This is a genomic window from Deinococcus apachensis DSM 19763 (assembly GCF_000381345.1).
Taxonomy (GTDB): domain Bacteria; phylum Deinococcota; class Deinococci; order Deinococcales; family Deinococcaceae; genus Deinococcus; species Deinococcus apachensis.
Genome location: NZ_KB906402.1, coordinates 156,145 through 174,693, shown reverse-complemented (window position 1 = coordinate 174,693; position 18,549 = coordinate 156,145). Strand labels below are relative to the sequence as shown.

The following is an 18,549-nucleotide window of genomic DNA, read 5'->3' as shown; positions in this document are numbered from 1 at the left end:
CCCTGAAGGAGCCCCGCATGACCCATCCCCTCAGCGAAGAGAACCGTGCCCTGATCGAGCGCCTGCTCGGCGAGATGACGCTGGGCGAGAAGATCGGGCAGATGACCCAGGCCGAGAAGAACAGCGTGCGCCGCGGCGACGTGGCCCGCCTGGGCCTGGGTTCGGTGCTCAGCGGGGGTGGGGGGAGCCCGAAGCCCAACACGCCGGAAGCGTGGCGCGAGATGGTCACGGGCTTCATCCGCGAGTCGCTCGCCTCGCCGGTGGGCATTCCGCTGCTGTACGGGGTGGACGCGGTCCACGGCCACAACAACGTCGTGGGGGCGACCATCTTCCCGCACAACATCGGGCTGGGGGCGACCCGTGACCCCGACCTCGTGCGCCGCATCGGCCGGGCGACGGCGCTGGAGGTCGCGGCGACGAACGTCCGCTGGGACTTCGCCCCGGCGGTCAGCCTTCCGCAGGACCTGCGCTGGGGCCGGACCTACGAGGGCTACAGCCAGGACCCGGCGCTCGTGTCCGACCTCGCCGTCGCCTACATCGAGGGGCTGCGCGGCGAGGGCTGGGACAGCCCGACCTCGGTGCTCCCCAGCGTGAAGCATTACGTGGCGGACGGGGCGACCGCCTTCGGCACCTCCACCCGGGTGAACCGCTTGGGGGTCACCCTCGACCACACACTCGCCCTGGCACGGACGGGGGAGGGGATGAGGAGCCTGCTGAACCAGGGCGCCTGGCAGATCGACCAGGGGGACAGCCCCATCGACGAGGCGACGCTGCGCTCGGTCCACCTCCCGCCGTACCGGGCGGCCATCGAGGCGGGGGTGCTCAACGTCATGGCGTCCTACAGCTCGTGGCAGGGGCTCAAGATGCACGCGCACCGCTCCCTGCTGACCGACGTGCTCAAGGGCGAGCTGGGCTTCCAGGGCTTCGTGGTGTCCGACTGGGAGGCCATCGACCAGCTTCATCCCGGCGACTACGCCAGCTGTGTGGCGGACGCGGTCAACGCGGGCGTGGACATGGTGATGGTGCCCTTCGACTACGAACGCTTTATCCACACCCTGCGCGCGGAGGTGGAGGCCGGGCGCGTGAGCGGGGCGCGCATCGACGACGCCGTGCGCCGCATCCTGACCGCCAAAGTTGCGCTGGGCCTCTTCGAGCGGCCCTCCACCGACGAGGCGCTGCTGTCCCTGGTCGGCTGCCCCGAACACCGCGCCGTCGCCCGCGAGGCCGTCCGCAAGTCGTTGGTCCTCCTCAAGAACGAGGGGAACGTCCTGCCCCTGTCCCCGGACCTGCCCGCCCTGCTCGTCGCGGGGGAGGCGGCGGACGACCTCGGCGCCCAGTGCGGCGGCTGGACGATCACCTGGATGGGCGGGCACGGCCCGACCACGCCCGGCACGACCATCCTGGAGGGCCTGCGCCGCCAGTTCGGACACCCCGCCCGCGTCCACTACGTCCCCAATGGAGAAACGAGCAGCCGCTACCCGGTCGGCCTGGCCGTCCTCGCCGAGGAGCCGTATGCCGAGGGCATGGGGGACCGCCGGGAGCTGCGCCTGTCGCCCAAACACCTCGCGCTTCTCGCCCGCGTCCGGCAGCAGTGCGACCGGCTGGTGGTCGTGCTCCTCTCCGGTCGCCCCCTGGTGATCACCGAGCAGGTGCCGGACTGGGACGCCTTCGTCGCCGCCTGGCTCCCGGGCACCGAGGGAGACGGTGTGGCCGAGGTGCTGTGCGGGGCCGCCCCCTTCACGGGCCGCCTGGGCTTCGACTGGCCGCTCTCGCAGGCCGATGTGGCCCGGACGGCGACCAGCCAGAACCTCTGGAAGATCGGGGCGGGGCTCACCCCGGTGTCCGGGGAGATCCCCCCCCTCTCTCCAACCCCATAGGAGCCCGATGCACCAAACCCTCCTGACCGCCCTGCTCCTCGCGGCCCCTGCTGCCGCCCAGACCGCGCCCTACCTCGACCCCAGCCTGCCCACCGAGCGCCGCGTAGAGGACCTTTTAGGCCGCATGACGCTGGAGGAGAAGGTCGGCCAGCTCGCGCAGATCGACGTGCTGCGCCTGATGGGCCAGGGCGAGTGGGACCGCGGCCCGCTGAACCCCGAATGGCTGGAGAACATCCTGGCCCAGCGGCACGTGGGGTCCCTCCTGAGCAGCGGCGGCGCCGCCCCCGTGCCCAACACCCCGGAGGCGTGGGCGCGCATGACGAACGACCTCCAGCGCTACGCCATAGAGCATTCCCGCCTGAAAATTCCCATCCTGTACGGCATCGACGCCGTCCACGGGCACAACACGGTCATCGGCGCGACGATCTTCCCGCACAATCTGGGCCTGGGCGCGACTTTCGATCCGCCACTCGCCCGCCAAATCGGCACGGTGACGGCGCGGGCATTGCGGGCCACCGGGATCACCTGGAACTTCGCCCCAGATGCCGACATGGGCCGCGATCCCCGCTGGGGCCGCTTCTACGAGACCTGGGGCGAGGACCCCCTCCTCGCCTCCACGATGGTCGCCGAGAACGTGCGCGGGCAGCAGGGGGACACGCTCGGCCCGAACTCGGTCGCCGCGACCTTGAAGCACTTCACGGGGTACGGGTCACCCCTCGGGGGCAAGGACCGGGCGGACGCACGCATCACCGACACGGAATTGCGCGCCGTCCACCTGCCGCCCTTCCAGGCGGGCCTGGCGGCGGGGGCGGCGTCGGTCATGGTGAACAGCGGCTCGGTGAACGGGGTGCCCGCCCACGCCTCGGGGAAGCTCCTCACCGACGTGCTGCGCAAGGAACTGGGCTTCACGGGCGTCACGATCTCCGACTGGGAGGACGTGACCAAGCTCAAGACCGTCTACAAGGTCGCGCCGACGGACCGGGAAGCGGTGCGGCTGGCCCTGATGGCGGGCGTGGACGTGTCGATGGTTCCCCACGACGCGCAGGGCTTCACCGAGGCGGTCCTCGACCTGGTAAGGACGGGTGAGGTGCCGGTGCCGCGCATCGACGAGGCCGCCGGGCACGTTCTGGACCTCAAGTTTCGCCTGGGCCTGTTCGAGCGGCCATACGTGGACCCGGCCGGGGCGCAGGCCGCCGTGACCGCTGGACAGGACCTCGCGCTGCGGGCCGCACGTGAGTCGGTCACCCTGCTCGCCACGGATGGCCGGACATTGCCCCTCGGGAAGACGGTGAAAAACGTCCTCGTGGTGGGGGAGCGGGCCGCCGACCCCCGCGCCCAGCTCGGCGGCTGGACCATCGGCTGGCAGGGGCTCCCGGAAGGGGAGAGCACGCGGGCGGTCACCGTGCTGAACGGGATGAAGGCCGTCGTGCCCCCCGGGACCAAACTCGCCTACAGCACCTCCGTGCCCGCCAGACCCTCCGCCGACGCCCTCGTGGTCGTCGTGGGCGAGCCGCCTCACGCGGAGGGCGAGGCGGACAATCCACCGCTCACGCTCCCAGACACGGACCTCGCCCTGCTGCGGGACGCGGTGGCGACTGGAAAGCCCGTCGTGGCCGTCCTCCTCGCCGGGCGGCCCCTCATCCTGCCTGAAAACATACGCACCCGCCTCGCCGCCCTCGTGATGGCCTACCTGCCCGGCAGCGAGGGGGGGCGGGCGGTAGCCGACGTGCTGTACGGCAACATCAACCCGAGCGGGCGCCTGCCTTTCACCTGGCCGAAAACGCTCGCGCAGGTGCCCGGCCCATACGACGCGCCCTCCTCACCGGGCACGCCGCTCTACCCCTTCGGCCACGGCCTGAGCTACACGACCTTCACCTACAGCGGGCTTCAGGCGGCGGGTGACAGGATCACGGTGAACGTGACGAACAGCGGGAAGGTCGCGGGGGCGCATACCGTCCTCGCCTTCGCCCGGCCACGGGGCGCTGGCGCCCCCCCAAAACTCGCCACGTTCGGGCGGATCATCCTTCAACCCGGCGAGACACGCAACGTCGCTCTGCCCCTGCCCCGGGGGCTGCTCCCGGCGGGCGGGGCGGAGATCCGCGTCGGGGACCTCCATACGAATACGGACCTGCCGTGAGGAGGGGGCTGTACGCTGGCCCCGTCCCGCCTCTTTCCCCCATTCCCCAGGGAGCGTGATCCTATGAAACTGCGTGTCGGTGTCGTCGGTGCCGGAAATATCAGCCCGATCTACCTGAAGGCCCCCTCGAAGTTCTCCGTGCTGGAGGTCACCGCGATCAGCGACCTCGACCCCGACCGGGCGAGGTCCCGGGCGGAGGAGTTCGGCGTCCCCCGCGCCCTGCTGCTGGACGAACTCCTCGCCGCCAAGGACGTGGACGTGGTGCTCAACCTCACCGTGCCCGCCGCTCACGCGGACGTGTCGCTCGCCGCGTTGGAGGCGGGCAAGCACGTGTACTCGGAAAAACCCCTCGGCACGGACCTTGCGGCCGGGCGGCGGGTCATCGACCTTGCCGCCGAGCGGGGCCTGCGGGTGGGCTGCGCGCCCGACACGTTCCTGGGGGCGGGGCTCCAGACCGCCCGCAAGGCGCTGGACGACGGCCTGATCGGTGAGCCTGTCGCCGCGACCGCCTTCATGCTGAGCCACGGGCCGGAACGCTGGCATCCCAACCCGGACTTCTTCTACCAGCCGGGTGCGGGGCCGATGTTCGACATGGGGCCGTACTACCTCACCGCCCTGGTGAACATGCTCGGTTCGGTGCGCCGCGTCACGTCCTCGGCCCGCGCCTCCCTCCCCGAGCGGGTCGTGGGGACGGACCCGTCTGGGCGGCGGATTCCGGTGAACACGCCGACCCACGTGGCGAGCGTCCTCGACTTCGAGGCCGGTCCCGTCGCCACCCTCGTCACCAGTTTCGATGTCTGGGCCGCCGACGTGCCCCGCATCGAGATCTACGGGACGGAGGGCACCCTCAGCCTCCCCGACCCCAACACCTTCGGCGGGCCGGTGAGGGTTCGGCGCATGTTGGAAGAGGAGTGGGAGACCCTCCCCCTGACCCACCCCTTCGCGGAGAACAGCCGGGGCATCGGGCTGGCCGACATGGGAACGGCCCTGGGGAGGGGGCGGCCCCACCGGGCCAGCGGCGACCTCGCCCTGCATGTGTTGGAGGTCATGCACGCGAGCCTGCACGCCTCCGAGGCGGGCCGCCACATTGAGATCGAGTCCCGGCCCGGGAGGCCGGAGGCGCTGCCCGTGGCCGCGGGCGAGGAGGTGTTGAGGTGACCGGTGCCCTGCTGGACCGGGTGGCGCTGCAACTGTACACGGTGCGGGACGCCGTCCAGGGGGACATCCTGGGCGTGCTGCGCCAGGTCGCCGCGATGGGCTACCGCGGGGTGGAGTTCGCGGGCTTCGGCGGCCTGCCCGCCCGCCAGGTGCGCGAGGTGCTGGACGGCGAGGGCCTGAGCGCCGCGGCCTGCCACGTGGGCGCCGCGGACCTGGAGAGGGACTTCGAGGGCACACTCACCGGGGTGCGGGAGGTCGGGGCGGACTACGCCGTCTGCCCCTGGATCGATCCGGCGGTCGCGCAGGACGCCGGGCGCTGGGACGAGTTCGCCGCCCGGCTGGAGAACTGGGCGCGCGGGGCGGAGGCGCAGGGCCTGAGGTTCGCCTACCACAACCACGTCTTCGAGTTCGAGGCCCGCCACGGGGACGAATACGCGCTCGACCGCCTCTTCGCCCGGGCCCCGACGGTCCTGATGGAACTCGACGCGGCTTGGGCGCACGCGGGCGGGGTGGACCCGGCAGCCTACCTCCGCCGGTATGCGGGCCGGGTGCCCCTCCTGCACGTCAAGGACGTGACCGGGGCGCGCGAGACGGTCGAACTCGGCCAGGGGGAGGTGGACCTGCCTGGCCTGCTCGCCGCCGCCCCCGAGGCGGGGGTGCAGTGGCTCATCGTGGAGCAGGACCACTGCCAGCGTGACCCGGTGGTGAGCGCGGCGGCCAATGCCCTCTGGCTGCAACGGACCCTGGGCGCCGCGGCCCCTGCCTAGGTGGCCTCCACGGCCGCCGCCCTCCTCCCGCCGCGCCGGCTGGCCGCCGCGGGCCTCGGCAACTTCCTGCTGCTGGGGCTGCTCTATCCCATCCTGGGTCCCGCGCTGCCCACCCTCAGCGAGCACTTCCACCTCAGCGGCAAGGGGGCCTCGCTGCTGCTGAGCCTCAACTCGGCGGGGGCCTTTGCGGGCGTGCTGCTCGCGGGCGGGCTCTCCCGGTCCTGGCCGCCGCCCCGGCGCGCGGCGCTGGCCCTGGGGCTGCTCGCCGCCGGGTGCCTGGGGCTGATCCTCGCCCCCACCTTCGGGCTCGCGCTCGCCTCGTCGGGGCTGCTCGGGCTGGGCTTCGGGGTGCTGGACCTTACCACCAACGTGTGGCTCTCCACGGCCTACGGGGAGCGCAGTGCCTCCATGCTCAACCTGCTCAGCGCGAGCTTCGGCGTCGGGGCCGTCCTCGCGCCGCTGGCGGTGGGCCTCGCGGGCGGCGACTTCCACCGACCCCTGCTGGGCTGCGCGGCCCTCGCGGCCGGGCTGCTGCCCCTGATGTTCACCCTGCGTGGGGCTGCGGGGGGCGTGGTCACCCCGGCTGCCAGGGCCACTGGGCGGTCGCGCGCCCTGCTGCTCGGCTTCGTGGGGCTGTTCCTCACCTACGTCGCCGTGGAGGGCGGCGTCGGCGCCTGGGAGGTCACGCACCTGCAGGGCGTTCTGGACCTCACGACCGCGAGTGCGGCGTCCCTCACCGCGCTGTTCTGGGTGAGTTTCACGGTGGGGCGCCTGGTCTCGGCGGCGCTGGCCCTGCGGCTGGAGCCCGCACGGCTGGTGACCGTCTCGCTGGTGCTGGCCGCCGCCAGCCTCGCCCTCGCCTGCGTGCCCGTCGCCGCGCCGACGGCCTACACCCTGACCGGGCTCTTCCTCGCGCCCGTGTTCACGACCGGTCTGGTGTGGCTGGCCCGCACCCTGCCCGGAAGTGGGGTCACCACCCTCGTCTTCGCCAGCGCGTTTCTCGGCCCCGTGCTGTTCTCCCCGGTCGTCGGCGCCTTCAAGGACGTGTACGGCGCCCCCGCCATCCCCGTCACGCTGCTCGGCGTCACCCTGCTGTGCCTCGCCACCGCCCTCGGGCTGCGGCGGGCGCTGCGCTCGTGATCCCTCAGGCGGGCTGGTAAGCCGCCGCCCCGGCGCCGTCCCCCTGCCGGACCTTCACTGCAGGGTCGGCGGGCAGGCGCATCCGCATCAGGCCGGGCTCCATCTCCAGACTGCCGCCGTGCTGGTGCAGGATGCGCCGGGCGCTGGCGAGGCCGATGCGCTCCCCGGCGCGCAGGGGGGAGGGAACTGCGCCGTCCGCCCCGTCCGCCGGGCAGGTGTGCCGGACAGACACCACAACCTCGCCCTCCTGCCGCTCGGCCCACACCTCGATTCGGGGCTGGGGCACGTTCCCGGCGGCGTCGAGCGTCGCCGCGAACACCTCCGTGAGAGCCAGCCTCAGCAACATGATGTCCCCGCGCACCCGGGGCAGTTCGTCCATGTTCCACTGCACCCGCCGTCCCCGCAGCAGGGGTTCGAGGTCGCTGCGGACCTGCCGGACCAGGACTCCCAGCGAGACCTCCTCGAACCGGGCGGGCGTGCCTTGAAAGAAGGGGAGCTGCCGGAGCTGCGCCACATGGGTGCCCATGCTGTCCACCTCCTGCCGCAGCAGGGCCAGGTAACGCTGCACCCGGGGGTCCGCCGTGTTGCCCAGGGTCCGCTCCAGGAGCTGCGTGACCCCGGCTGCCCGGCGGGTGGGTTCGGCGAGTTCGTGGGACAGCGCGACGGCATAGGCCAGCAGTTCGGCGTGGGCGTGTTCCAGTGCCTCGGTGCGCTCGGCCACCCGGCGCTCCAGCTCGCCGTTGAGCCGCTGCAGCTCGGCCGAGCGGGCGACGTGCGAGGTGATCCGCTCGTTCATCAGCAGGGCCCACACCGCCATGCCCAGCAGGGTGACGGCGACCAGGGCCACGCTCCGCGCCAGCCCCACGCTCGACAAGACGCCAGTCGTATCCCCGGCGGCCATGCCGTCCAGATGGAAGTGCGCCGCGTGCATCCCCGTGTAGTGCATGCTGGCAATGGCGAGGCCCAGCACCATCGCGCCGCCCAACCGCCAGCGCTCCTGATGCGTGGGAGCCGTGACCCGCACCCGCAGCCCCAGCCACAGCGCGGCGGTCGCCGCCCCCACGGCGACGAGCACCGAGAGCGCCACCCCCCACGGGTCGTACTCCACGTGCCCGCCGAAGCGCAGGGCGTGCATCCCCAGGTAGTGCATGCTGGTGATGCTCAGCCCCAGCAGGACGCCCCCGCTCATCAGTTCCCGGGGGCCCACCTCCCGGCGGTGGACAAAATGCAGCGCCAGCGCAGCGGCCAGCACGGCGGCCAGCCACGAGAGCAGCGTGGTGGGCAGCGCGTAGGCCATCGGGACCGGAGCCTTCAGGGCCAGCATCCCGATGAAGTGCATGGCCCAGATGCCGAACCCCAGGATCAGGGCGCTCCCGCCCAGCCAGACCCAGGACGCCCGCCGCGCCGCCCCGGCACCCGCCGCCAGGCTCAGTGTGGCGTACCCCGCCAGGCAGGCGATCAGAAAGGACAGCGCCACAAGCTCGGGCTGGTAGGTGGGCGTCAGGGAAGGCATGAAGTCGAACTTAAGCTAAACCTCCAGGCCCGCTCACAATGGGAATTTTCCGTCAATCAGGGCTTCATCAAACCGGAGGTGGGGCGCCGAACGGGGCCGAACCAGGTCAGTGGGGCGCCACTCAGTCCCGCTGCAGAACCCCCACGCGAGGACGAGCAGCACGCCGCCGACCAGCACCAGCCGCCCCTGGGCGCTGTGGTGCCAGGGGACGGCGCGGGAAGGGCCGGGGCGGCCTCCCTCTGCTCCTCCCGCGGGGTCAACGTGTGCGTCGTGTACCCCAGGGCGGGCAGCTCCTCCAGCGCTGCCCGCGTCGTCCGGCTCTCGTTCAGGCGCAGCGTCTGGATGGTGAAGTTCGGCTGCACTTCGTGGGCGCCGGGCAGGCGCGACACCGCCCGCTCGACCTTCTGCACGCACGGGGCGCAGTCCATCCCGTCCACGAGGGAACGCAGGTCCGGCCAGGAAGTGGGGGAGGGGACAGGTGCGGCGGGGCGTGACCCGCGGTCGTTATACCTGAGCAGACGCTCAGGTATTTGCCCTGCCGTTTGGAACCATTCATCCCGGGCCGCAACCGCGCGAAAGGAGCGGCTGAAGAGGCTCTCCGGCACGGCTGTTCCGCTCGCGTCCGCCACTCACGGCCATTTGGGCGCCCGCACCTCGATCAGCAGGTCGTCCGGCCCCCGGCACATGAAGTAGACGTTGGGGCCGCCCTCGCGCGGCGCCGACAGCGTCTCCACCCCCGCGCTCCTGAGCCTCTGGTAGACGGCCTCGACCTGCGAGGCCTCCTCCAGGATGAACCCGATGTGGAAGTCCGGCGGGTAGCTGGGACGGCCGGACTGCCCATTCAGGTTGCTCACCCCGAACGAGAACCCGGTGTCGTCCCCAAAAAAGGCGAGCTGCGAGCCCCTGGCATACACGCATTGGAGGTCAAAATGGGTCTCGAAAAAGACCCGTGCCGCCTGAACGTCGGACACCTGAAGGTCGAGATGGTTGAGCCGCATGCCTGCTCCTTTCGGGGAAGAGGTCCCCGCGAAGAGGAAGGGCGAGGTCTGTTCCGCCGTTAGCGCAGCACGGCCCCACCAGCCACGTCCAGGATGACGCCCGTGACCCACCCGGCCGCGTCCGAGGCCAGGTAGAGCGCGGCGTCGGCCACGTCCTGCGGGGTGCCCAGCCGCCTTAAGGGATGGGCGTCCGTCCACCTTCCCCGCAACTCCTCCGGAATACGGGCCTCGTTGCGCTCCGTAAGGATCGTTCCCGGCGCGATGCCGTTGACGCGGATGCCGCAGGGCCCCACCTGCGCGGCGAGGTCCTGGGTGAGGAGTTGCACTCCGGCCTTGGCAGCGCCGTACGGCATGGGCGCCCCCGGGTGCGGCTGCCTGCCCGCCGACGACGAGAGGGTGATGATGCTGCCCGACCCGCGCGCCTTCATCCCCGGCAGGAAACTCTTGAGGGTCAGGAAGGTGGCCGTGAGGTTGCCGTTCACCGCGGCGTGCCAGCCCTCCTCGCTGATGTCCTCCAGGGGTGCGGGCGGCGTGAAGCTCCCGCCCGCGTTGGCGACCAGGATGTCCACCGGCCCCAGGTCCGCCTCGGCCCGGCGGCGCATCGCCTCGATCTCGGCAAAGCGGGTCACGTCGGCGACCACGCAGATCGCCCGGCCGCCCGCCGCCGCGATGTCCGCCCGCACGCGCTCCAGCGCCGCCTCGTCCCGCCCGTGCAGGACCACCCCGGCGCCGTGCCGAGCGAACTCCCGCGCGATGGCCGCGCCGATGCCGCGCGAGCTGCCCGTCACCAGGGCCACCTTGCCGTTCAGCGACCTGTTGTCCATCTTGCCTCCACCGTTGCGGCGTGATCGTGCGCGGTTCGTCTCCCGGACCCGTGGGGTGGCGGGGCGATGGGGCTCAGGTGCATCCCCGCCAGGGCCCAGCGCTCGTCCTGACGAACAAAGGCCTGTGCGCCGCGAAACGGCCCATTGCTCGGGCGGCCATGACGGGTGGGCTCCTGCACCTGCCGCCCGATCAGGGCCACTCAATCCCCGCAGAGGCGCCTCTCCGCGTCCTCCCAGGACAGCGACTGACACCTGAAGTGGCCCGGGCGGGAGCGGTGGGGCCACTGCGGCTTCGTGAGGAGGAAGCCCGGCGGACCGACCCCCCGGAAGTCCCCGGTAGGGAGCCCGTCGAGAAACCCGGTGTCGCCGCGCCACTCGGCCCTCTCCCACGCCCGCCCCAGGCTCAGAACGTCCTGCGTCATCGTGCTCCCCCCGTGCCTGACGTCGCCGGAACGCCCGGCTCCCCAGGTACGTTTACCTTACACCTCTAAGCGTTAGATATCAATACATTAGACCTCTACCTCTTTGATAAGGTGAGGCATGGCGGGGCCACCGAGAGAGACTCCCCTGGGCATCGTCCTCGCGGGCGTGGGGCGCGAGGTCAGCCGGGCGTTCGACGACGCGCTGAGTGCCGCCGGGGGCTCGCTGCCCACCTGGCTGGTGCTGCTGGCCCTGAGGCGCCACCCGGGGGCCAGCCAGCGGGAACTGGCGGCGGGCGTGGGCATCCAGGGCGCCACCCTGACCCATCACCTCAACGCGATGGAGGAGGGCGGGCTCGTCACGCGCCGCCGCGATCCCGCCAACCGTCGCGTGCATATCGTCGAACTCACCCCGCAGGGCGAGGCGGCCTTTCACCGGCTGCGGGAGGCCGCCGCCACCTTCGACCGGGGGCTGCGCGCGGGGCTGGGCGAGGCCGAAGTCCACACGCTGCGCCTGCTGCTGGCGAAACTGCAGGCCAACGTCCGCGACCCGGGCACGGCTGAAGTGGGGTCAGGCACCGCTTCCCCCGCGGCCACGGCCGCTCCCCACCTCCCCGCGGGTGCGGAAGATGCCGGGTCCTGCCCCTGAACGTTCGGCCCGCCTCCACCTGGCCCCCGGGGTGTGCCGCGCGCTGCTGGTGCTGCACCTCGTCGCCGGGGTGGGCTGGATGGGCGTGGACATCGCGCTGCTCGTGCTGCTGCACCACGCCCGCACCACGAGCGACCCGGTCGCGGCGCTGGGCGGCTACGCCAGCGTGGGCCTGATCGTGCCCGCCGCCGTGCCGCCCCTCGGCCTCGGCGTGCTCGTGACCGGCCTGGGGCTGGGGTGGGGCACCCCGTGGGGCCTGACCCGCCACTGGTGGGTGCTCGTCAAGCTGGTGCTGGCCCTGGTCATGACCGCCCTGGTGTTCTTCCTGCTGCTGCCGCTGGTCGGGCGCCTACCCCCCCTCACGTCCGCCGAGGCCCAGCCCGCCCGTGACGGGCTGGGCAGGCTGCCGGTCCTGCTGATGTTCCCCCCGGCGGTGTCGTTCCTGCTGCTCGCCCTCGCCGCCGTCCTTTCGGTGTTCCGGCCGTGGGGGCGCACACCCTGGGCGCGGTGAGGGGAGGCGGCCGATCAGTGGCCCCTTCTGTTCCTTTCCTGCCCGGGAGGTCGTCGCCCGGGGCGTCAGGCCCCTCCTCCGGCCCGGCTGACCTTCCCCGCCTGGCGTTCGAGCAGGGCCACATACGCCGCGAGCAGGGCGTGCCCGGGTGTCCTGCCCCGCCGGGTCTGGCCCTCGCCCGTCCCCTGGGTCGACACGCGCGCCAGGTACGGCGGCGCGTCCTCCTCGACCGGGGCGAACAGCATCACCCAGCGCCATCCCCGCGCCTCGACCACATCCCACAGGGCGTGCAGCAGCCTCCCCTGGCCCCCCGGCTCGTCCGCCTCCCCCGGGGATACCGGGACCGGCGCCCCCTTCAGTCCCCCGCCAGTTCGCCGCCCACCCGCCGGTTCCCCCAACGCCCCGGGTTCCAGTTCCGCCCACCGCCGCAGCAACTCGTCCATGCCCTGACGATAAGGGTTTCGCGTCTGAGGAACCTCCGGGTCGGCACATAGGTCCGCGCCGCCGGGGAACACGGGACCTTCACGCTCAACGTCCCGCCACCGGACGCCGTCCCATCTGTGGAGCGGGTGACCCATGCCCGCGCGGGAACAGCCCCACCTTCAGCCCGGCCCCGGCGGCAGCCTCACGCTCCCCAGCAGCTCCTCCAGCCTCCCCCCCAGCCAGAGCGCCAGGCCGTCCTGCCCGGGCGGCGTCACGATCTGGAGGCCGACCGGCAGCCCCCCTGCGCCGAAGCCGCCATTCACGCTCAGGGCCGGGAACCCGGTGAGGTTGTGCGGCCCCGTGCGCCGGGCCTCCGCCGCGCCCTCGTCGCCCGCCACCGCCGGGTCCTCGTGCGGCGCGACCCAGGGGGCCGTGGGCGTGAGGATGGCCTCGACCTCCCCGAAGACCCGCGCGAACTGGCGGCTGAGGTGGCGGCGGTACTGCCCGGCGCGCACGTGCGTCACGGCGGGCACCGCGAAGCCGAGTTCGAGTTGCGTCCGGGTGGCGGGGGCGTAATCCCCGGGACGTTCCGAGAGCCAGCGGGCGTGAACCGCGCTCGCCTCGGGAAGCAGGACGTTCAGCAGCGCGGCGTCCGCGAGGTCGAGGTCAGGCACCTCCACGTCGGCAAGGACGGCCCCTGCCTCATGCAACGCCGCACAGGCCCGCTCGAACACCTCGTGTACCCCGGCTTCCACCTCCTCCCCCCCGGCATGCGCCCGCAACACCCCCACCCGCAGCCCGCGCACCTCCCGCTCCAGCACGAAGGAGCGCCCCGTCAGCGCCTCCAGCAACAACCGCGCGTCGTCGCTCGTGCGCGCGAGCGGCCCCGCGTGATCCAGCGACCACGACAGGGGAAAGACACCCTCCAGGTCCACCAGCCCGTACGTCGGCTTGAGCCCCGCCACCCCGCAGTAACTCGCGGGGATGCGGATAGAGCCCCCGGTATCCGTCCCCACCGCCGCGAAGCACAGCCCCGCCGCGACCGCCGCCGCCGAGCCCCCGCTCGACCCACCCGCTGTGCGCGACCTGTCCCAGGGGTTGTTCGTCTGCCCGTAGTCCGGGTGAACGATCCCGTACGCGAACTCCAGCATGTTTGTCTTGCCGACGAGAACGGCGCCCACGGCCTCCAGCCGCGCGGTGATGGCCGCGTCCCGTTCGGGCAGATGGTCCGCCAGAATCCGCGAGCCGCAGGTCATGGGCACACCCGCCATGTCCACGAGGTCCTTGAGCGCGATGGGAACGCCGTGCAGCGGTCCCCGGTCCAGGCCGCCGCGCAACTCCTCTTCAGCCCGAGCTGCCCCCGCGAGCGCCCGCTCCGCCGTGACGGTGATGAAGGCGTTCAGGGTCGGGTCGAGGCGTTCGATGCGCTCCAGCGTCAGGCGCGTGACCGTAGTGGGGGAGAGGGAGCCGTCCCGGTACCGCCTGCCTAGTTCCGCGATGGGCAGGAACAGCACGTCGTCTGTTGCTGACATTCATCCTCCTTGCCCCAAAACGGGCCTGAAGCTCACGATACGCACGTCCGAGTTGCCCACCACCATCTCCACCTCCAGAAGATCCAGCACCTCAGCCAGCTCCTCGTTGGTGCTCAGCCGCACGGCCGCCGCCAGCTCGTGCTGGGGCGGCATGCTCGCCGGGGCGGGAGTTGGCGGGGCCGCCAGCGAGGACAGGCGGGCCGTCAGGGTTGCCCGCCGTTGATCATAGGTCGCCCGGTCGATCACCTGCTGGTGCGCTTCCTTGACGGGTACACGGCGGTCGTGCCGAGCGGCGTGCTGAAGAGGATCACGTGAACCCATTCCCGACGCGCCAGGCGGCCGAGGCGTACCTCTCACGCATCCCCGACCAGGTCGTGCGTGAAGTCACCCGGGCACGGCTGGGGCTGGACACCGCAGCGAACACTCCCGCCCCCGCCCAGCGCACCGCAGGTGCCGGACATTGCCCCCGCCACTCTGCCCGGCGCCCTCCTCTTCGCCCTGCCCTGGCCGCCCTCCCTCAACAGCATCTGGCGCGCGACCGTGGTCCCCTGCAAACCCAAGAAGCCGGGCGCACCCCCCTACACCGCCCGCGTGCTGCTCAGCCAGGAGGGGAGAGCGTACCGGAGGGCCGTGCGTGAGGCCATGAACGCCTACCGCTCCCACGCGCCCTACACCACGCCGCCGGGCGCCCGCCTCGCGCTGACCCTCACCGCCTGCCCGCCCGACAAGCGCGCCCGCGATCTCAGCAACCTCCCGAAAGCGCTGGAGGACGCCCTGACTCACGCTCAGGTCTGGGCGGACGACAGCCTGATCGACGAGCTGATCGTGCGGCGGGGCGAGCCAACCCCGGGCGGCCGGATGGTCGTGCAGATCGTCCCCATCGGCAACGTGCTGTTTGGAGAACCATGACGACGAATGACGACACCCAGATGACCGCAAATCCCTGGGCGACCACGCTGCCCGGGCGTCTACTCGCCCTGGCTGCCCGCGCAGGGGGTGAGGAATGAGTCCTCTACCGAGAGAGCACAGTGCTCACCGCGTCGGCCGTCACCCCGACTGTGCGGAACAGCCAGTAGAGCCTCAGCAGGACCAGGGGGAACGCCCAACCCTTCCGGTTTGCCCGCCAGGTCTGACGAGCCTGGTAGAACAAGAGGAACGACACGAGCAGCCCTACCAGCCCGATCAGAACTGCCCCAGCCCACAACGTCCTGGCCTCGCTCGGGTCACCGCGAAACAGCAGGAAGCTGACGACCAGAGCAACGGCGTAGAGAATGCCAACCACCTGGAGAGGTTTGAGGCGGCGCATAAGACCCTTGTATCACTCTGCCGGGTCCAGTGGAGGGCCGCATGACCGCTCCCACCAAGAAGCGCGTCAACTCCCGCGAGGAGGGCCAGTGCGGCGAGAGGGCGCGGGCCAGCTCCCTCGCCTCCCAGCCCACCCCGACGCTCAGGTGGAGATAAACGGCCCCGTGGAGCGGGTCATGACTGCCCGCTCAGCTCCCCTGCACGCTGGCCTGCACCCAGGAGGGCTCCTGGTCGAGCAGAAGGATCTGATAACCCTCCCGCTCGATGACGGCACCCAGCAGCAGAACCAGCGGGACAGCGAGCAGGGCCGCCCAACCTCTGAGGCCAGCCTGGCGCTGGCGGGAGTGATGCACGTACAGCAGCAACACCAGGCTGGTGGTGAGCAAGAGACCGGCGGCCATCCACAAGATCGTGCGGTCCGTGATCAGGGCGTACAGCCCGCCCGCCAGGCCAACAACGATCAGCGTGTCGCTCACGTCTACCAGACGCTGCCATTCATCCTTGCGTGGATGCCGCTGCGTGTTCATGTGCCCTTCATACCAGCTCCCCCCGGCGTGGTCATGGGCGGTTGTGCCTACCAGCGATACGCCAACCGCACGGTCCTGGGGGGACTCATCACCCAGGCCGTGAGCCGCTCCAACGGCTGCATCAGCCAAGCGGTGGGGGGCGGCCACAGGTTTGGGATTCTCCGCTGTTGGGAGCAGCCGTCAGAGAACGGGTGAAAGGTGCTGCGCTACGAACTCCGTGTGGACGGCAAGCGCCACGGTGAGCGGCAGAGCGGCCCGCAGGCCAGCCAGACCCTCACCACCCGGGACCTCAGGGGGAAGGCGTGACGGGGGGCAAGAAGCGCCCCACCTACTCCACCCAGGAGCTGAAGGAACGCGGTTGGACGCCCGCGATGATCCGGGACCTCCTGGGCCAGCACGACGCCGAGCGTCCCAACGAGATGCGCGTGGGGCGCCGGGATCGCCGCCTCGACGCCCCCATGAAGCTCTACTTCCGTGACCGCGTGGAACACGCCGAGATGTCCGAGGTGTTTGCCCGTGCCCAGGAGCGTGCCCGGGTGGCGCAGGACCGGGCAGGAAAGGCGCAGGAGACGCGGCAGGCTAGGGTGGAGAAGCAGGTTGCCGAGTACGTCGAGGCGTACAACCTGACCCTCACGCCCCACCCGGACGCGGCGGGCATGACCGACCACGACCCGTGGCGGCATCACCTGAGCGACCTCTACCAGTGGGAACTGGACCACAGCCACCTGCTGAACGGGGTGCGTGGAAAGCAGCGGCGGGACGCGGAGAACGCGGCCTTCGAGAAGCACCAGGCAGTGGTGCATGCCCTGTACGAGAGGACCCCCATCACTGCCCTTGCCGCGGCTGCGAGCCAAGGGGGTGAGGGGCGGTGACGGGCTACCCCACCTTCCGGGTGATCTGGACCAGCACCTCCACCGCTTCTCCCTTTACGGGAAGGAGCTCGACGACCACCCAGGCGCCCAGCGAGTCGAAGACGAGGCGGTCACCGAGGCTCGGCGGGCGCACGCTGGGATGGAGCCGGATACACACACCGCCCTCCGCGAGCCGCATGTCCAGGATGTGGCCGTCAGGGAGACGCATGGTCTGCATGTACTTCAGTACCACATCCGCTCTGACCGTTGGTCAGCTCTGCCTAGGGGCCGCGTGACCACCCTTCCGGATGATTCGCGACAGATGCGAAGCAGGCGTGGGACCGGCGTTGTGGGTTCAGAGCAAAAGGAAGCGGCCGCGCATCACGCGTTCCAGGTCGTTGTAGTTCCCGGCCACCCGGCCCACAGCCGTGCGGCCCATCGCCGTCACGACGTGGTGCCGAATGGTGGTAGCCAGGTGTCGGGCGCCACGCTCGCGCATGGCGGTGACGATCTCCTGGGCGGTAAAGGTCGGGTAGTCCGCTCTCGACTCCATGTTCGAGCGACAGCAGGAAGCTTGTCACGCCAGGCCATGACGAGATTCCGCCGAAGATCATCGCGTGACGGGCGGCGGCCCGCCTCGCGCCTGAAGGGGCAGAGCGGGCCGCTGAGGCTGTTGGAGGTGTCGTGACGTCAGTACGGCAGTTTCACCGCGAGAAAGGGACCAACCACGGCGCCCAGAGCGGTCCCCATCGGCGTCATCGTATTGGCATCGCCGAACAGGACGCCTACCACCAGCCCCAACAGCAGCCCGACCCCCATCGAAACTGCCACCACTTCCCCTTTAGTCTCCATGAGTAAGAGTTTAGTTTCTCTTAATCCCTCAGGCTGTGAAGATTTCCACGCCGCCTCGGCTGGCCAGAAGCCCACGAACGCCTGCCGCAAGGAGACGAGTGGCGAGCGCGAGCTGGCGAAAGCCCTCACCGCCCTGGACTACCCCGCCAAGCACGGGCAGCAGCGCACGGGGGGAGAGGAACGCCCGGACGTCCTGTGCTCCTCCCTGGCCGGGTTCCATATCGAGTGCGGGGCGACGGCCACTTCGCAGCTGAATGGCTCAGCCGGGCATGAGCAGGCACGACTGGACGCGGGCCCAGACGAACTTCTGGTGAATGCACATAAGGGGACGGGTTCTCCCAGGGGGGCGTCAACCTGGATGGAGGCCCGTCTGGCTGACCCTGCCGAACGGCGTCGCGGAGTGGGGAAGGTAGTCGAGTTGAGCGCCAGCCGACAAGTGCTGGACGGCTTCAATGAACGCCATAGCGGCGGCCTTCCGGAGATGGGCGTCACGCCCTTGCCCGATGACTGCCCCGTAGTGAGCGATGGTAATGCACTCCAGAACCTGACCCACAGGTCCCCGTTCCTGAGTCAGAATCAGCTCGCACTTCGCCTCTCTCAGCAGCGCCCATACCTCGCCCAAGATGCCCGCAGTCAGGGAATTCATGCCGCTCAGGGTAGGCAGATGCCAAGCCGCTTACCTGCGGGATGCCTTCAAAAGGTTTCAGGCGCTGGGGGCCCCCCGCTGACCGAAGGAACTCTTATGACCCTGACCCTTCCACTTCCCCCCTCCCAAAGTGCCGCGTCACCTACCCGAACCGTCCCTCATGGCCAGCTCCCCGGCGGGCGCGACCGGGCAACCCGTGTTGAGAGGCCCTGAGTTCATCGGGTGGCCGTCGAGGTCAAGCTCATGGCGCCGTGCCGGACCCGTCGCCCGGCCACGGTTGCCCAAAGGGAGGTTCTACCCGCACGAGCTGAGGCTGACGCGCGAGTGCTGGCAGACATGCCCGCCCCCAGGGGAGCCCGTGCCGGTGATCAGGACGGGAAGGAGAGCATAATCTCGTCCCTCAAACGCACAGCTTCCTCA

General features: G+C 71.0%; 22 protein-coding genes. 9 read left to right on the top strand and 13 right to left on the bottom strand.

Annotated elements, in window-relative coordinates:
• The first annotated feature begins 17 nt into the window (after window positions 1–17).
• The 5 genes from F784_RS0110635 (at window position 18) to F784_RS0110615 (ending at window position 7,079) form a co-directional block, all read left to right on the top strand.
• Complete coding sequence (locus F784_RS0110635) at window positions 18–1,877, top strand: glycoside hydrolase family 3 protein (protein WP_019586715.1); 1,860 nt, start codon at window positions 18–20, stop codon at window positions 1,875–1,877.
• Between the two features lie 7 nt (window positions 1,878–1,884).
• On the top strand, window positions 1,885–4,014 hold the full coding sequence (locus F784_RS0110630) for a glycoside hydrolase family 3 N-terminal domain-containing protein (RefSeq protein ID WP_019586714.1): 2,130 nt from the start codon (window positions 1,885–1,887) through the stop codon (window positions 4,012–4,014).
• A gap of 63 nt (window positions 4,015–4,077) precedes the next feature.
• The gene (locus tag F784_RS0110625; protein ID WP_019586713.1) at window positions 4,078–5,172 is read left to right on the top strand and encodes a Gfo/Idh/MocA family protein; all 1,095 of its coding nucleotides are present in this window, start codon (window positions 4,078–4,080) and stop codon (window positions 5,170–5,172) included.
• The gene (locus F784_RS0110620; protein WP_019586712.1) at window positions 5,169–5,939 is read left to right on the top strand and encodes a sugar phosphate isomerase/epimerase family protein; all 771 of its coding nucleotides are present in this window, start codon (window positions 5,169–5,171) and stop codon (window positions 5,937–5,939) included. Before F784_RS0110625 ends, F784_RS0110620 begins: the two co-directional genes overlap by 4 nt.
• Window positions 5,940–7,079 carry an MFS transporter gene (locus tag F784_RS0110615; protein ID WP_019586711.1) on the top strand — a complete coding sequence of 380 codons (1,140 nt, stop codon included), beginning with the start codon at window positions 5,940–5,942 and terminating at the stop codon, window positions 7,077–7,079.
• A 4-nt stretch (window positions 7,080–7,083) separates the two neighbouring features.
• Here the strand turns inward: F784_RS0110615 and F784_RS24595 are convergent, their stop codons facing one another.
• The 4 genes from F784_RS24595 to F784_RS0110595 form a co-directional block, all read right to left on the bottom strand.
• Window positions 7,084–8,592: an MHYT domain-containing protein gene (locus tag F784_RS24595; RefSeq protein WP_019586710.1), complete on the bottom strand. Its 1,509-nt coding sequence runs from the start codon at window positions 8,590–8,592 to the stop codon at window positions 7,084–7,086.
• Window positions 8,593–8,648: 56 nt separating this feature from the next.
• Window positions 8,649–9,020 carry a cation transporter gene (locus F784_RS0110605; RefSeq protein ID WP_026332405.1) on the bottom strand — a complete coding sequence of 124 codons (372 nt, stop codon included), beginning with the start codon at window positions 9,018–9,020 and terminating at the stop codon, window positions 8,649–8,651.
• A gap of 201 nt (window positions 9,021–9,221) precedes the next feature.
• Window positions 9,222–9,590: a VOC family protein gene (locus F784_RS22935; RefSeq protein WP_019586709.1), complete on the bottom strand. Its 369-nt coding sequence runs from the start codon at window positions 9,588–9,590 to the stop codon at window positions 9,222–9,224.
• A 59-nt stretch (window positions 9,591–9,649) separates the two neighbouring features.
• Window positions 9,650–10,414, bottom strand: a complete 765-nt coding sequence (locus F784_RS0110595) for an SDR family NAD(P)-dependent oxidoreductase (RefSeq protein WP_019586708.1) — start codon at window positions 10,412–10,414, stop codon at window positions 9,650–9,652.
• A 540-nt stretch (window positions 10,415–10,954) separates the two neighbouring features.
• Between F784_RS0110595 and F784_RS22925 the strand changes: the two genes are divergently transcribed.
• Both F784_RS22925 and F784_RS22920 read left to right on the top strand, forming a co-directional pair.
• A complete protein-coding gene (locus F784_RS22925) occupies window positions 10,955–11,482 on the top strand; it encodes a MarR family winged helix-turn-helix transcriptional regulator (RefSeq protein WP_019586706.1) in 528 nt (175 codons plus the stop codon).
• Entirely contained in the window at window positions 11,463–11,993 is a 531-nt protein-coding gene (locus F784_RS22920) for a hypothetical protein (RefSeq protein ID WP_019586705.1), read from the top strand. Before F784_RS22925 ends, F784_RS22920 begins: the two co-directional genes overlap by 20 nt.
• A gap of 65 nt (window positions 11,994–12,058) precedes the next feature.
• Here the strand turns inward: F784_RS22920 and F784_RS0110575 are convergent, their stop codons facing one another.
• The 3 genes from F784_RS0110575 to F784_RS0110565 form a co-directional block, all read right to left on the bottom strand.
• The gene (locus tag F784_RS0110575) at window positions 12,059–12,436 is read right to left on the bottom strand and encodes a hypothetical protein (RefSeq protein WP_019586704.1); all 378 of its coding nucleotides are present in this window, start codon (window positions 12,434–12,436) and stop codon (window positions 12,059–12,061) included.
• A 159-nt stretch (window positions 12,437–12,595) separates the two neighbouring features.
• Window positions 12,596–13,948 carry an amidase gene (locus F784_RS0110570; protein ID WP_019586703.1) on the bottom strand — a complete coding sequence of 451 codons (1,353 nt, stop codon included), beginning with the start codon at window positions 13,946–13,948 and terminating at the stop codon, window positions 12,596–12,598.
• The gene (locus F784_RS0110565; protein ID WP_157465177.1) at window positions 13,949–14,269 is read right to left on the bottom strand and encodes a hypothetical protein; all 321 of its coding nucleotides are present in this window, start codon (window positions 14,267–14,269) and stop codon (window positions 13,949–13,951) included.
• A 57-nt stretch (window positions 14,270–14,326) separates the two neighbouring features.
• Here F784_RS0110565 and F784_RS0110560 point away from each other — a divergent pair, with 57 nt between their 5' ends.
• Complete coding sequence (locus F784_RS0110560; protein WP_245557821.1) at window positions 14,327–14,857, top strand: RusA family crossover junction endodeoxyribonuclease; 531 nt, start codon at window positions 14,327–14,329, stop codon at window positions 14,855–14,857.
• A 103-nt stretch (window positions 14,858–14,960) separates the two neighbouring features.
• Here the strand turns inward: F784_RS0110560 and F784_RS0110555 are convergent, their stop codons facing one another.
• Together F784_RS0110555 and F784_RS0110545 are read right to left on the bottom strand one after the other, a co-directional pair.
• The gene (locus F784_RS0110555; protein ID WP_019586700.1) at window positions 14,961–15,254 is read right to left on the bottom strand and encodes a hypothetical protein; all 294 of its coding nucleotides are present in this window, start codon (window positions 15,252–15,254) and stop codon (window positions 14,961–14,963) included.
• Between the two features lie 187 nt (window positions 15,255–15,441).
• Window positions 15,442–15,780 carry a hypothetical protein gene (locus F784_RS0110545; protein ID WP_019586698.1) on the bottom strand — a complete coding sequence of 113 codons (339 nt, stop codon included), beginning with the start codon at window positions 15,778–15,780 and terminating at the stop codon, window positions 15,442–15,444.
• 302 nt (window positions 15,781–16,082) lie between these two features.
• Here F784_RS0110545 and F784_RS24585 point away from each other — a divergent pair, with 302 nt between their 5' ends.
• Window positions 16,083–16,652, top strand: coding sequence for a hypothetical protein (locus tag F784_RS24585; protein WP_019586696.1), 570 nt, complete (start codon window positions 16,083–16,085; stop codon window positions 16,650–16,652).
• A 4-nt stretch (window positions 16,653–16,656) separates the two neighbouring features.
• Here F784_RS24585 and F784_RS0110530 read toward each other — a convergent pair whose 3' ends face one another.
• The 4 genes from F784_RS0110530 to F784_RS0110515 all read right to left on the bottom strand — a co-directional run bounded on the left by F784_RS0110530 (window position 16,657) and on the right by F784_RS0110515 (window position 18,129).
• Window positions 16,657–16,860, bottom strand: coding sequence for a hypothetical protein (locus tag F784_RS0110530; RefSeq protein WP_157465176.1), 204 nt, complete (start codon window positions 16,858–16,860; stop codon window positions 16,657–16,659).
• 126 nt (window positions 16,861–16,986) lie between these two features.
• Window positions 16,987–17,184: a hypothetical protein gene (locus tag F784_RS22910; protein ID WP_019586694.1), complete on the bottom strand. Its 198-nt coding sequence runs from the start codon at window positions 17,182–17,184 to the stop codon at window positions 16,987–16,989.
• Window positions 17,185–17,321: 137 nt separating this feature from the next.
• Window positions 17,322–17,483 (bottom strand): hypothetical protein, encoded by a 162-nt coding sequence (locus F784_RS26125; RefSeq protein ID WP_157465175.1) that lies wholly within the window; start codon window positions 17,481–17,483, stop codon window positions 17,322–17,324.
• 349 nt (window positions 17,484–17,832) lie between these two features.
• Window positions 17,833–18,129, bottom strand: coding sequence for a hypothetical protein (locus F784_RS0110515; RefSeq protein ID WP_019586692.1), 297 nt, complete (start codon window positions 18,127–18,129; stop codon window positions 17,833–17,835).
• Between the last annotated feature and the right edge of the window lie 420 nt (window positions 18,130–18,549).

Coding starts and splice junctions, on each gene's coding strand:
- F784_RS22925 (WP_019586706.1), top strand. CDS start 10,955: ATGGCGGGGCCACCGAGAGAGACTCCCCTGGGCATCGTCCTCGCGGGC.
- F784_RS22910 (WP_019586694.1), bottom strand. CDS start 17,184: ATGGAGTCGAGAGCGGACTACCCGACCTTTACCGCCCAGGAGATCGTC.
- F784_RS0110515 (WP_019586692.1), bottom strand. CDS start 18,129: ATGAATTCCCTGACTGCGGGCATCTTGGGCGAGGTATGGGCGCTGCTG.
- F784_RS0110630 (WP_019586714.1), top strand. CDS start 1,885: ATGCACCAAACCCTCCTGACCGCCCTGCTCCTCGCGGCCCCTGCTGCC.
- F784_RS0110570 (WP_019586703.1), bottom strand. CDS start 13,948: ATGTCAGCAACAGACGACGTGCTGTTCCTGCCCATCGCGGAACTAGGC.
- F784_RS26125 (WP_157465175.1), bottom strand. CDS start 17,483: ATGGAGACTAAAGGGGAAGTGGTGGCAGTTTCGATGGGGGTCGGGCTG.
- F784_RS0110625 (WP_019586713.1), top strand. CDS start 4,078: ATGAAACTGCGTGTCGGTGTCGTCGGTGCCGGAAATATCAGCCCGATC.
- F784_RS22920 (WP_019586705.1), top strand. CDS start 11,463: ATGCCGGGTCCTGCCCCTGAACGTTCGGCCCGCCTCCACCTGGCCCCC.
- F784_RS22935 (WP_019586709.1), bottom strand. CDS start 9,590: ATGCGGCTCAACCATCTCGACCTTCAGGTGTCCGACGTTCAGGCGGCA.
- F784_RS0110635 (WP_019586715.1), top strand. CDS start 18: ATGACCCATCCCCTCAGCGAAGAGAACCGTGCCCTGATCGAGCGCCTG.
- F784_RS0110565 (WP_157465177.1), bottom strand. CDS start 14,269: ATGGGTTCACGTGATCCTCTTCAGCACGCCGCTCGGCACGACCGCCGT.
- F784_RS0110555 (WP_019586700.1), bottom strand. CDS start 15,254: ATGCGCCGCCTCAAACCTCTCCAGGTGGTTGGCATTCTCTACGCCGTT.
- F784_RS0110545 (WP_019586698.1), bottom strand. CDS start 15,780: ATGAACACGCAGCGGCATCCACGCAAGGATGAATGGCAGCGTCTGGTA.
- F784_RS0110575 (WP_019586704.1), bottom strand. CDS start 12,436: ATGGACGAGTTGCTGCGGCGGTGGGCGGAACTGGAACCCGGGGCGTTG.
- F784_RS0110605 (WP_026332405.1), bottom strand. CDS start 9,020: ATGGACTGCGCCCCGTGCGTGCAGAAGGTCGAGCGGGCGGTGTCGCGC.
- F784_RS0110530 (WP_157465176.1), bottom strand. CDS start 16,860: ATGCGTCTCCCTGACGGCCACATCCTGGACATGCGGCTCGCGGAGGGC.
- F784_RS0110595 (WP_019586708.1), bottom strand. CDS start 10,414: ATGGACAACAGGTCGCTGAACGGCAAGGTGGCCCTGGTGACGGGCAGC.
- F784_RS24595 (WP_019586710.1), bottom strand. CDS start 8,592: ATGCCTTCCCTGACGCCCACCTACCAGCCCGAGCTTGTGGCGCTGTCC.